The sequence below is a fragment of the Paenibacillus sp. N22P23 genome (assembly GCF_059383735.1).
Genome location: NZ_JBXENT010000007.1, coordinates 171155 through 183773 on the forward strand (window position 1 = coordinate 171155; position 12619 = coordinate 183773).

The following is a 12619-nucleotide window of genomic DNA, read 5'->3' on the forward strand; positions in this document are numbered from 1 at the left end:
ACGTAACTTTTCTACTAGTTTTATAGTCTAACCATCATAGGACATTTATGTGATGGGAGAGTTGCAAGAGTAATGCGCAAACTAGTAGAGAAGAAGAAGACCGCACATTCCGGAAAACAACTGCTTACACTGACGCTGGGCGCAGCGCTGCTCGTTCAGCCGATTTCCACAATAGCATGGTCATCAACGGCCGCAGCAGCAAGCGAAACAGAGGCCGTACCACAAACCACAACTACACAAGTGACGCAGCAGCAACAACAGCAGTTAGTTCGTATGTCAGAAGAGATGATTACTTCCGGCGCCAAGCGCGTCGACTATACATGGACAAGCAAGCCAGGGGATGGCGCAGTGCTGTCCCGTGTGCATGTCATTGAGATCGATCTGACCAACCCCTACGTAAAACTCGATGTGATGAATGGCAAACCCGGTTCGGTTTCCAGCGTGAGCTCGGTTGGCAGCATGGTGAGCAAGACCGGCGCTGTTGCCGGTATTAACGGCGATTATTTTAATACAGCCAATGGCAAAGGGAACCCTATCGGCGCGCAAGTGACGAGCGGGATGCTTGCTGTTAGTCCATCGAAGCTGACGGGCATGTATGCTTTTGCCGTGACGGCAGATCGGAAACCGATCATTGATTCCTTTGGATTCGAAGGAAGCGTAACAGCAGGAGATGGTTCGACGTTCGCGCTATCCGGTATTAATAAGGCAGCCTACCGTACGGAGCCGGACAATGCATTCAGTCATGCCAATGCGATGTACATCTACACGAGTGCTTGGACGCAGTCACGTCCGGATGTTACGGACAGTTCAACAACACCGACAGAGGTGCTTGTACAGAATGGCATCGTCACGCAATTCGTCGATAATGGCATGATTCCAGGTACAGTACCAGCGGACGGCTATATTCTTCGGACACATGGCAAGGCAGCTCAGTATGCAAGAGAGCACCTCCAGGTCGGACAACCGGTAAACGCGTCCTATAATCTAATTGCCCAATCTACGGGACAGAAGATTGACCCGAACTCGCTGCAAATGCTGATTGGCGGCCACACCATTCTGGTTGATAATGGCGCAGCGGCGACGTATACAAGAAATCCAAGCAGTATCAGTCCAAACACAGACCGTGCACGCACAGCGGTCGGCTATTCCAAGGACGGCACCAAGGTCATGCTCATTACTGTTGAAGACAGTGGCAGCAGTCAAGGCGTGACATTGCCGGAGCTGCAGCAGCTTATGGTGAAGTTATCAGTGTGGCGCGGCGTTAACCTCGACGGCGGCGGCTCCACGACGATGATCGCGCGTCCGCTTGGCGATACAAGCACACAGCTGGCTTTCCCAACGGAATATGGCGATACACAGCGTCAGGTTGCAAATGGTCTTGGCGTATTCTCGTTGGCTCCGCAAGGCCAGTTGAAGGGGATTAAAGCAAGCGGAAGCAGCGTGCTGTTCCTCGGGCAGCAGGCAGCTTACTCCATGAAAGCCTATGACACCTACTACAATCCGGTAGATCCCGGTTCGCTGACTCCGGTATGGAAGAGTGCGGATGCGCTGGGCACCTTTAGCGGCAGCACCTTTACAGCGTCCAAAGTAGGCAAAACGTCCATCAGCGTCAAATCCGGCGAGATCAGCGATAAGCTGGATATTGAAGTCATCGGCGGCGAATCGATCGCGTCCATGACTGTAGATGCAAGCTCACTAGTACTTGAGAGCGGTAAATCGCTGACTGTACCGGTTCATGTAACATTGAACGATGGTCGCCAGTTGACGGTGCCGGCATCCTCGCTGAAGTGGGAGCTGCGCGGCTTCACCGGCGCATGGAGCGGGAATACACTGACAATCGGAACGGTGAATCCATCCGCATCAGTGGGTTATTTGATCGCCCGTTATGACGGTTTCTCCGCGATGACGGCGCTGGTTGCAGGAACCGACAAAAAATTTGATGATTTTGAAGGGAAGACCTACCCAATTTCGTTCCAAGGTACGAATGGTGTAGTGGGAACTTCTATGGTAGTCTCGGGACTGACCGAAGACAATGCAACAAATGTCCTGCAATTGCAGTATGATTTTACCGGGGGCAGCGGTACTAAGGCGGCCTACGCCGTGCTAAATGGCACCGGGCGCAAAGTCGAGGGCAATCCTTCGGCAATGACGGTAGACGTCATGGGCGATGGCAGCTTGAACTGGGTGCGTGCTGAATTCGTGGATAGCAAAGGTGCAGCGCACTTGGTGACGCTAGCTAAGCAGGTAGACTGGATCGGCTGGAAGCAGATTAAAGTCAATTTGCCTGCTGACCAAATGGCGTATCCGATTACGCTGAAACGGCTTTATGTAGCCTCCCTTGAGGATGGCCAGGATGAGCGTGCGCTTACAGGTGCGATGGCTTGGGATAACCTGGCATTCCAGTACCCGGCAGTGATCCCGGAACCCAAACATGTGAAGATCGAACTGAAGGTTGGTTCCAAATCAGCAAAGGTCGACGGGCAACCCTACAAGATGGACGTAGCACCGCTTCTTCTAAACGGTACGACGTACTTGCCGCTTCGCTTCGTAACAGAGGCGATGGGTGCACAAATCGGCTGGGAAGCTGCGCTTAAACGTGTATCCGTGCTTCGCGGCGATAAGCTGCTGGAAATGTGGGTAGGACGAGACGCTTTCCTTCTAACCGGTGTTCGGAAACAGTCTGAAGTAGCTCCGATTACGAGAAGCGGTCGTACCTTAGTCCCGATCAGACTTGTGTCTGAGCAATTGGGCCTACACGTAAATTGGGACGGGAAATTGGGTACGATTACCGTTGAATGAGACGGGCGCCTACTAACGGTTATGTGATATGATAGTTTTAGTATAACTTGCAGAAAGTGGGCCGAGACAACGTGGATTATCGCATAAACGACATCGATCGCGTTATCAAGAATGCGGTCTCGGTGATGGAGGACAGCAAATATCAGATTTTTGAAATTTGCGAGTCAGCGCGCAAGGAAATGTTCTCTCTCGGTCAGGAACTAAACCAAGTACTTGCTGAAGCTGCGGCTATTATCGACAAGGTAGATAAACTAGAGCTGGATTACCGCAGAGCGCGTATCCGTTTGACGGAGGTAAGCCGTGACTTTGTCCGTTACAAAGAAGAGGATATTAAGTCGGCCTACGAGAAAGCGACACAGCTGCAGCTAGAGCTCATGGTGTTTCGTGAGAAAGAGACGTATTTGAAAGCCCGCAGGGACGATTTGCAGAAACGAGTGCGTAACGTTGAGAAATCAATTGAGCGTGCAGAGTCGATTGCTTCGCAAATCAATGTGGTTCTGGAATATCTCTCGGGTGATTTGAACCAAGTGACTCGCATTTTGGAGTCGGCGAAGAACAGGCAGCAAATCGGCCTCAAAATTATATTGGCCCAAGAAGAAGAGCGTAAACGGATCGCCAGAGAAATTCATGACGGACCTGCGCAATCTTTGGCGAATATAGTGCTTAGGACGGAAATTGCGGAAAGAATGCTTGTGAAGCAGGAATTTCAAATCGTTCAGGAAGAATTAATAGATTTGAAGAGTCAGGTGCGTTCCGGTATTGAGGAAATTCGTAAAATCATTTTCAATCTAAGACCTATGGCATTGGATGATTTAGGACTTGTACCTACACTGCGTAAATATATTCAGGATTATGAAGAGAAAAGCAAAATTCGGACGATGTTCGAAACGATCGGTAAAGAAGTCCGGCTGCCATCCGCGATGGAAGCCGGGATTTATCGGATGGTTCAAGAAGCGTTCAGCAATGCATTCAAACATGCCAATCCTACCTTTGTCATTCTGGAGATAACCTACCAAGCTCAAATGGTTAAAATTGTCGTCAAAGATAACGGTGTTGGCTTCCATGTGGATCAAATCGAATCTCGTGCAAAAAACAGCGTCCACTTCGGACTGATCGGGATGCGTGAACGTGTGGAGCTGCTCGATGGAAGGATGGAGATCGAATCCACGATCGACCACGGCACGAAAGTAACAATTCATATCCCTATTAACGGGGAACATAGGAAGGAGTAAAATGACGATGGATGCAAGGAATGTAAGCGTTAAACGTAAAATAAAAGTATTGATCGCTGACGACCATCAGTTATTCCGTGAAGGTCTTAAACGGATTCTCAATATGGAAGATGATTTGGAAGTAATCGGGGAATGTAATGACGGCATTCAAGTGTTGGAATTCTGCAACCAGACGAAGCCGGAAGTCGTCCTAATGGATATTAATATGCCGATCGAGAACGGGGTCGTTGCGACAGAGCGTCTGCGTGATATTTTCCCGGAGGTTAAAGTTATTATTCTATCGATTCATGATGATGAGAGCTACGTATTTGAAACGCTGCGTAAAGGTGCAAGCGGTTATCTGCTGAAGGATATGGAAGCGGAAGCTCTTGCTAACGCGATTCGTTCCGTTGTAAACGGATATGCCTACATACATCCGAAGGTGACAGGCAAGCTCATTAACCAGCTTCGCCGCATGACGTACCTGGATGAAATCGGTGCAGCCTCCGGAGCGGCTGCAACACGCGAAGCCGGCGTGAAGTTCATTCCAAGCGAGAACAACCCGCTGACGCGTCGGGAGGCTGAGGTGCTTCGTCTGATGGCTGAAGGGAAGAGCAACAAGATGATTGGCGAGTTTTTGTTTATCAGTGAGAAAACGGTCAAAAACCACGTCAGCAGCATTTTGCAAAAGATGGAAGTGGATGATCGGACACAGGCGGTTATCCATTCGATTAAATTCGGTTGGGTTACGCTGTAACGCATACATAAGTACGGGAAAAGCTTCTGCTTAAATGCAGGAGCTTTTTTTTATTTAGAAGGTGCAGGGGTAGGCGAGGTTGAAATCGTCTTACTAACAGAGAGGGGAGGGAGAGAGATTCGAGACGAGGCGTTGATTGCACAAATTCAAAATGGGGATCGCGAGGCATACGCAGATCTGGTTGCGAGGTATCGGGATGAACTGTATCGGCTGATCTGGAGTGTGGTGCGTGATCGGCGCGATGCGGAGGATACGCTGCAGGAGACCTTCGTGCGGATTTATCTCTCCCTCCCGGACTATCGAGGTGACGGCTTCAAAGCTTGGGCATCACGAACGGCCGTGAATCTCGCGATTGATTGCCGAAGACGCAACACCCGCAAAGAGGCGCTGCTGCAGCGCGCCGGCCAAGAGGCTATAACGCAAGGGGAAGCGGGGCTTGCGGAAGGTAGTAGGTCAATGGGAAGCGCCCCATCTGCTCAGCAAGGAGCGAGTGTATCGGTGGAGGTTGCGGCGGGGCATGCACCGCCTGCGGAAATCGAAGCACTGAAACGTGATCGCAAGAGACGTGTTCGCGCGATGGTCAGTACTCTCCCGGAAGGATATCGCCGCGTAGTGCGTTCGTACTTCTTGGAGGATAGACCGTACAAGGAAATTGCCGAGCGCGAGCAGCTGCAAGTGAAAAGTGTAGAGTCTAAGCTCTATCGGGCTAGACAATGGATGCGCAAGCATTGGAAGGAGGAGGATTTGGAATGAAGCATTACGATGAGGCTTACTGGCGGAGGTATGCAGAGGGTACGCTGAGCGCAGAGGAACGAACGGAAGCCGAAGCGCATCTGGGGGATTGCAGCAGCTGCCTGGCGTTATATATGGAGCTGCTTACCGGTGTAGAAGAAATCGAAACGCTGAACAGCGATGCAGCGGAAGCTGTTACGGAGCGCATAATGGCGGCTATTGCCGCGGTGGATCAGGACCAAACACCTCCTCCTCCGAAGGTAGATACTGCGCGCCGGAAACCGGTCAAGCGCACCAGCCGCAAGCAAACGATGATTCACTATTTAATCGCGGTGTGTGTCATGCTTGTTCTCATGTCTACAGGTGTGTTTCAGCGCATAGCCGAGCAACCGCAGCAGTGGGAAGAGCATCAGATCAGCAAGAAAGAATCGGTATCCGTCTCCATCATGGAGCGGACCGCTGCGGTTATCGAGTCCATGGTCGAGAAGCCGAATAAATAATACGAAGAAGAAGGCGAGATGATTGTATGGTTAAAAGTCCAGTGGCGACGCTGTTTTTGGGCTTTCTGCCGGGGATTGGGCATATGAAGGTAGGACGTTTCGGGCGCGGGCTCTTATATTTGTTGGCGGTTATTTTCTGTTTCCTGTTCGCGAGCATTGCAGGGTCAAGCGCCAACGAAGAAGGTTTTATGGTATTGTTCTTATTTCTTGCATTCTTATTCTGGTCGATCAGCGTGCTGGACTTGATTATTTATTTGATTCGACACAGCGGCGCAAGGGAGATTCATATTCCGGCGCCAGTACCGGGACAATCGGCATATGGCCCGCAGCAGATGCCAATGGAGAAGATGACAGGCGGAATGACATACACAGTGGCAGGTGCTGCGCACCAGGAGGCGAACGGTCAGTCGAGCGAGCGGTTTTATACGATTCTCTTGTCATTTATTCCGGGACTGGGTCATCTACAGCTAGGACTGATGCAGCGCGGACTTAATCTGATGATCGGATTCTTCGGCTTGCTCGCGATGATTATTTTCGTGGCCGTATTGGCGGATCAGCCGGGCTTTCTGACCTTCCTGCTGGTGCTTCCGATCATTTGGCTCTTTGGCATGTTTGATGCCATTCGTCATGTGGGCTTGAAACAGGCTGGAGAAACGCTGCAGGATCGTTCCATTCTTGATGATTGGGAGGACCATCGTCAAGGCGGCAAGCGCAGCCGGTGGCTGTCGACGGTATTGTCGATTTTGCCTGGGGCGGGGCATATGTATCTTGGTTTGCAAAAAAGAGGGCTGCAGCTAATGGCGGGCTTCCTGCTCTCCATCTATCTGCTGGATGTGCTTCAACTATCCTTATTCCTATTCATGGTACCGTTATTGTGGTGTTTCTCCTTCTTCGATGCGCTGCAGCAGCAGTCGCGCTTGAATAACGGAGATGGTCAACTGGAGGATGTGCCGATTGTCGATTGGCTCATTCATAGGCAGAAATGGCTTGGAATCGCGCTTGTTGCTCTTGGACTTTACTATACGGCCGATCGTCTGCTGCTTGAATATATACAGCGTGTATGGGGCGATTGGCGGATAACGTCGGATATTCGTTATTATTTCAAAACCGGATTAACGGCGCTGCTGCTTATTGGAGCTGGCGTTAAGCTTCTTTCAGGCAGCAAGCAGAAGGCGGTGAAACCGGAATGAGACAATGGCGAGTCGGTACGTGGTCGATGGGGACGGCACTTATTGCGATGGGTGTGCTGCTGGTTGCTGTTCAATTCGGTGGAATGCGCTGGCTGGATCAGGGGATGATTTGGTGGCCGATGCTTTTTGTGCTGGTAGGACTCGAGATTATCATTTACTTGTGGCGCAGCAACACGGAACAGCCGGTGCTTCGGTATGATCTGTTCAGCATCATTGTGGTTGCGGTTCTGGGAGGCAGCTGTCTATTGTTCACGACGGTGAACGCTACGGGATTGATGGATGAGATACGCAGCTCGATCGGCGCGAAGGAAGTTCGGGTGAAAGCGGAGCAGGTCTCGGAAACGATCGGGTCTGCCGTGAAACGGATCGTTGTTCAGGATGAGCATTATTGGAACGGCTCGCTAATGATTGATGCCGATGGCAGCGGGGCTAATCGCGTGCAGGCCTTTGGCGCTTGCCGTTATGAAGTCGGAAGTGGAGAGCGTGCTCCTGCATCAGTAGAACTGGTGGAGACCCACCTGGTTGGTGATGCCTTGTACGTAACGCTTAAGCAGCCGGAAGCACGTAAGTCTTTTATGGCTTCTACACCTTCCTGCCAGCTGACAGTGGTGCTGCCGAGCGATAAGAAGGTGGAGCTTGAACAAGGGCTGGAGAGATTTATGGCAAGGGATAGGAAGCTGCCTGTTGGTTGGGGGATGAGGGAGTAGGGGGAATAAGAACGAAAGTGCGAAAGTGAGTAAGAGTGAAGTGATGGGGCAGGCGCAGGGACGCATGCCCCTTTTTTGCGACTTGTCCGTGAATGTCCGTCACCCATGGGCGGTTTACGGCATATGATGTCACAAAAAAGGAGGTGGCTGCCTTGATTCCAGTCTTGTTATGGATCTTCGGTTGTTACGCCTTGGCTGCGGCTGCCGTACATGCCGTATCCGCTCTTACCTGGAGACGGGAACGTCATATCAAGCATTACGTTCTGATCGCCGGTAATCAACAACTGCAGATGGAATGGTATATGCGCTCGCTTCGGCGTTTTTCTCATTTTACTGGCACAGAAGTGAAAGTGACTGTCGTGGACCGCGGCTCAGAGGATGAAACGATGAGTATTGCTCGGTGTTTTGCCAAGCACGGCATGAATGTCCATTTTCACTCCTCTGCCTCGCCAGATGAGCACGGCCGTTTGCCGGAGACGCTGAGCCGACCTGCGTCGGTCAAAGCCCATGAAGTGTGCGTTGATAAACTTGCAAGTGCAAAAGATGAGAATCGCCTAGTCGGGCGGAATGCAAAGCGATCAGATCCAAAAGATGAGAATCGCCTAGTCGATCAAAATGCAAAGGATGAAGGTGAGAGCCTTGCAAAATGGCATCGCTTTCGCACGAAGCTGCGGATTTCAGGACGTCGGCGCGCAGATGGCCGCACTAAGAAAAATAAGCTGGAACCGACGAATTTACTTTGGATGCTTCAGGCCGAAGGCGTTGTGTCCGTGAAAGATCATGCGGTGCTGATTGATTTAAGAGATCCCGCGGATCTGTCGAAGCTTCCGTTCTGAGTGTACAAGTGAATGATATGGTGCAGATGATTATCGAGAGCGGCTGCGCCGGGCAAAAGTGAATTGCGAAGATAGCGGAGTGCCATGTATAATCTATTCAACTGAATATAGACGAGTGAAGCACACCCGTATGATCTGCCTGAGGCGGATTAGGGTGTGCTTTTTTGTTGTTCTATGGGTTGTTAGGATGCGATGAAGTGATTGTAGATCAAGGGAATTGAGGAGGTCTAGTGCTACATGAAGGTGGTATTGTATGCGGTTGGGAGTATGCAGGGATCTAGGGCGATGTGGTCGATTGCGTCAGCGGTGGATATGGCGTTCTGGCTTGTGGATGGGTATCAGGGAGAGGCGGAGCAGGTGTTGGGTGAGGATAGGGGAGGAGATGGGGCGGGAAAGGGGAGCGAGAGTGAGAAGAGCGGTAAGAGTGAGAAGAGTGAGAAGGGAGAGGACAGAGAGGACAGGGGGAACAGAGAGGACAGGGAGAACAGAGAGAAGAGAGATAACAGCGGGAACAGGGAGAACAGAGAGAACAGAGAGAACAGAGAGAAGTCTGAAAGGCATACGGTCGTTGTTTGGAGTGAAGAATTGCCGCTTAGTCTGGCGGCAAGGGTCGTGGAACGATGGCCTGGCGGAGCGGGGCTGAAGGAGATGCGCGAGTTGCTTACGCGCCTTGTTCATGAAGCATGGGCATTGGATGCCCGAATGGGCTTGCCAGCCATGGGGCGTGCGGATGCCCATGCGCAGCACGTGGTTCGCGCCTCCGAGCATTGCGAGGAGGCGCGGAGGCTGGCGGCGCGGGCTTGTCGCGCCGCTGCGCTTTTGCAGGGACGAGCGCTGCTCAGCAGCGAAGCGCTCGCCCTGCTTGGGGCCGCGGGTGCGGCCGGGCTGGCCGGCGCGGCGCCGGTGCCTTGGAGCGCGGCAGCTCCCGCGCTCCAGTTGGCCGCGCTGCTCGGCCTGCTGCGCCTAGGCGGCGCAGTCGCCCCGCAGCCGCAGCCACGGCTGCTGCGGTGGCGGGAGGCGCTTGGCGCCAGGCCGCGCCAGCGGCTCCGCTGCCAGCGCTGCGGCAGCGGCACGGCGCGCATGCGCCGAACGGCATGCGCCGCGTGCGGCCGCGCATGCGCGTACTGCTCGGCATGCCTCACAATGGGCCGCAGCCGTGAATGCGGCCTGCTCATCCACGGCATGCCGAGCAGCGCGGCAGCAAGCTTGCTCGTGTTCAGTGCTTTACCCGCGACTAGCGCCCCCACCCCTACCTGGGGCCTCAGCCCCGCACAAACGGCGGCTGCCGAGGCTGCCCTTAACTTCATGGCGGCCCGCCCGGCCCGCCAATCCGCCCCTCGCAGATTTCTGCTGTGGGCAGTCACCGGAGCGGGCAAGACAGAGATGATATTTCCGCTCATCGAAGCTTGTCTTCAGCGCGGGGGCCGTGCACTCATAGCGACACCGCGCAGAGACGTTGTGCTGGAGCTCGACCCGCGCATTCGCAAAGCTTTTCCCGCGGCGACTGTAGTCACGCTTTACGGTGGCAGTGAGCAGCGCTGGGAGCAAGGCGAGATTACGCTGGCGACAACGCATCAACTATTTAGATTTCGACAAGGGTTCGATCTTGTCGTAATCGATGAAATTGACGCATACCCCTACCATAATAACGCCATGCTGCACTACGCAGCAGACAACGTATGCAAGCCTACAGGCGTGAACATTCTGCTATCCGCCACGCCTCCGTCAGAGCTCAGAAGGGCCGCTAAACTTGGGCGGCTTGCGCATGTAAGAGTACCGGTTCGGTTCCACCGTCATCCGCTTCCAGTGCCCATTCAACGCCAAATCCCACCGGTGCGCAAAATGCTAAACAAGCGAAGTCTCCCGCGCAATCTTCTTGCGACTCTTGGCCGATCTATTAATCGAGGCGCCCAACTCTTTGTATTTGCTCAGCAAATTCGAGATATAGATCCATTAGTCGAACGGTTCAGGCAAGCTTTTCCGAGCATTGTCATAGAAGGCACATCCTCGAAGGATCCGAATCGCACTCACAAAGTAACCCAATTCCGGGAGCGCAGCATCCGCCTGTTAGTAACTACCACGATTCTTGAAAGGGGAGTAACAGTCCCTAAGAGCGATGTCTTTATTCTCGATGCCGATGGCAAGCTCTTCGATGATGCGTCCCTCATACAAATGGCAGGCAGAGCAGGAAGATCTAAGGATGATCCGGCTGGGCGAGTCTATTTCTACGGCTCGTCCCGAACACGCGCGCAGCAATCGGCCATTCGTCAGATTAAAAGCATGAACCGTATCGCCCGCCGCAGAGGCTACCTATTATAATCAGTCTGCTTCTGCTTCTGCTTCTGCTTCTGCTTCTGCTTCTGCTTCTGCTTCTGCTTCTGCTTCTGCTTGCGATCTCAATCTCAATTCCGAATCCTATCTGGAAAGGCGTGACAGTCTTATACACTCAATTCTACTGATAACCGTGTGGGGAGGGGCCAAGCTTCAACAACTTTTTCAAAATGTTTCCCGCACAACAACTGCTATGCTGGCGCCTAGATCTTCCGCATGTGTCATTTGCGGACAGACAAGCAGCCGGTCGCCGCGACACGCCCAGTTCCCAGCGTTGTGCCAGCATTGCTTTGAACAAATCCCTTGGATTACACAAATATGTTGTCGCGTTTGCGGACGGCCTGAACGATGCCCGGATTGCCGCCGCCGTCAAGAGGCAGCTTTCATCTTCAATCGCTCAGCAGTACGCTACGATGCGGTTATCCGTCAATGGCTGGCACTCTACAAGTATCGTGGTCATGAAGGACTTGCACCCATACTGGGGGAAATGTTGATTACTGCTTATCGCGGCATGATGGCGGAACAATCACGCATTAGTCAAATTCCGTTTCATATCGATGCTATCATTCCGGTTCCGGTAAGCGGCGATCGTCTGCAAGAAAGGGGCTTCAATCAAGCCGAGCGGCTTGCCTCGTACCTTGCAGACCGCGAACATCTGGCGATAAATGACATTCTGCTTCGCACCAGACATAGTGACAAGCAAAGCTTCAAATCTAGAAGTGCGAGGCTGCGCGATACCGAGCGGCTATTCACCACCAACGTAGATGCCACTGCTAAGATGCTTGCTTCATTCCAACCCAAATCCGGTGACCAAACGACGATCAAGCTGCTATTAATTGATGATATCTACACGACCGGCAGTACCGCCAATTCCTGTGCACAGGCACTAATTGAATCAGTAAGACAGCTTATGCCACATGTAACTGCTCAGATCTACATTCTCACCTTAGCTCGTTCCTAGCATAATCCAAGATGAGTTTCATTGAACAAATAAATGATGAATTTTGTCTATCTTTGAGTTAATATGGAGTCACAAGTGGCTAGAATCGAAGGGAGCAGTGAAAGATGGATCTTGGAAATTGTCCTCGCTGCGGGAAACTGTATGCTAAGAACTTCCGCGATGTATGTCCGAATTGCATTAAACAAATTGATAGTGAATATACGGTTTGCGCAGAGTATCTGCGTAAGAATAAAGGCACGAGCATCAATGAGCTTTCGGATGCGACGAATGTTTCGATAAAACAAATCACGAAGTTTATTCGTGAGGGCAGAATTTCGCTAGTCGGCGCTCCAAATTTGATGTATCCGTGTGAAATGTGCGGCGTGCTCATACGCGACAATAACAAGTGTGACGGCTGTAGGGCCAAACTGCTGAAAGAAGTCGGCAAAGCGAAAGCGGAATTATTAAATAAATCAGAAGCGGAACAGACGAAGGGACCAACCTCTGCGGCATCTGCTTATCGCAGCTTGGAGCGAGGCGCAGACTGATTATTAAGCGGAGTTATATTTGCTCTAAATATTTACACCTATTTGCCGATAATACTCTTATATAGAGT

General features: G+C 52.1%; 11 protein-coding genes. All 11 read left to right on the plus strand.

Annotation, left to right across the window (positions count from 1 at the left end; all coding sequences use genetic code 11):
* Positions 1 to 72 precede the first annotated feature (72 nt).
* The 11 genes from AC506A_RS23865 (at position 73) to AC506A_RS23915 (ending at position 12551) form a co-directional block, all read left to right on the plus strand.
* Positions 73 to 2799, plus strand: coding sequence for a stalk domain-containing protein (locus AC506A_RS23865; RefSeq protein ID WP_495463495.1), 2727 nt, complete (start codon positions 73 to 75; stop codon positions 2797 to 2799).
* Between the two features lie 71 nt (positions 2800 to 2870).
* Positions 2871 to 4031 (plus strand): sensor histidine kinase, encoded by a 1161-nt coding sequence (locus AC506A_RS23870; protein WP_495463496.1) that lies wholly within the window; start codon positions 2871 to 2873, stop codon positions 4029 to 4031.
* 7 nt (positions 4032 to 4038) lie between these two features.
* On the plus strand, positions 4039 to 4767 hold the full coding sequence (locus AC506A_RS23875; protein ID WP_495463497.1) for a response regulator: 729 nt from the start codon (positions 4039 to 4041) through the stop codon (positions 4765 to 4767).
* A 132-nt stretch (positions 4768 to 4899) separates the two neighbouring features.
* Entirely contained in the window at positions 4900 to 5520 is a 621-nt protein-coding gene (locus AC506A_RS23880; RefSeq protein WP_495463498.1) for an RNA polymerase sigma factor, read from the plus strand.
* Positions 5517 to 5999, plus strand: a complete 483-nt coding sequence (locus AC506A_RS23885) for a zf-HC2 domain-containing protein (RefSeq protein WP_495463499.1) — start codon at positions 5517 to 5519, stop codon at positions 5997 to 5999. The genes AC506A_RS23880 and AC506A_RS23885 overlap by 4 nt, the downstream gene beginning before the upstream one ends.
* A 26-nt stretch (positions 6000 to 6025) precedes the next feature.
* On the plus strand, positions 6026 to 7189 hold the full coding sequence (locus tag AC506A_RS23890; RefSeq protein ID WP_495463500.1) for a hypothetical protein: 1164 nt from the start codon (positions 6026 to 6028) through the stop codon (positions 7187 to 7189).
* Complete coding sequence (locus AC506A_RS23895; protein WP_495463501.1) at positions 7186 to 7896, plus strand: hypothetical protein; 711 nt, start codon at positions 7186 to 7188, stop codon at positions 7894 to 7896. Before AC506A_RS23890 ends, AC506A_RS23895 begins: the two co-directional genes overlap by 4 nt.
* 152 nt (positions 7897 to 8048) lie before the next feature.
* On the plus strand, positions 8049 to 8732 hold the full coding sequence (locus tag AC506A_RS23900; protein WP_495463502.1) for a hypothetical protein: 684 nt from the start codon (positions 8049 to 8051) through the stop codon (positions 8730 to 8732).
* A gap of 237 nt (positions 8733 to 8969) precedes the next feature.
* Positions 8970 to 11051, plus strand: a complete 2082-nt coding sequence (locus AC506A_RS23905) for a helicase-related protein (protein WP_495463503.1) — start codon at positions 8970 to 8972, stop codon at positions 11049 to 11051.
* A gap of 499 nt (positions 11052 to 11550) precedes the next feature.
* Positions 11551 to 12024 (plus strand): ComF family protein, encoded by a 474-nt coding sequence (locus AC506A_RS23910; RefSeq protein WP_495463504.1) that lies wholly within the window; start codon positions 11551 to 11553, stop codon positions 12022 to 12024.
* 104 nt (positions 12025 to 12128) lie between these two features.
* Entirely contained in the window at positions 12129 to 12551 is a 423-nt protein-coding gene (locus AC506A_RS23915) for a flagellar protein (RefSeq protein ID WP_495463505.1), read from the plus strand.
* Positions 12552 to 12619 lie beyond the last annotated feature (68 nt).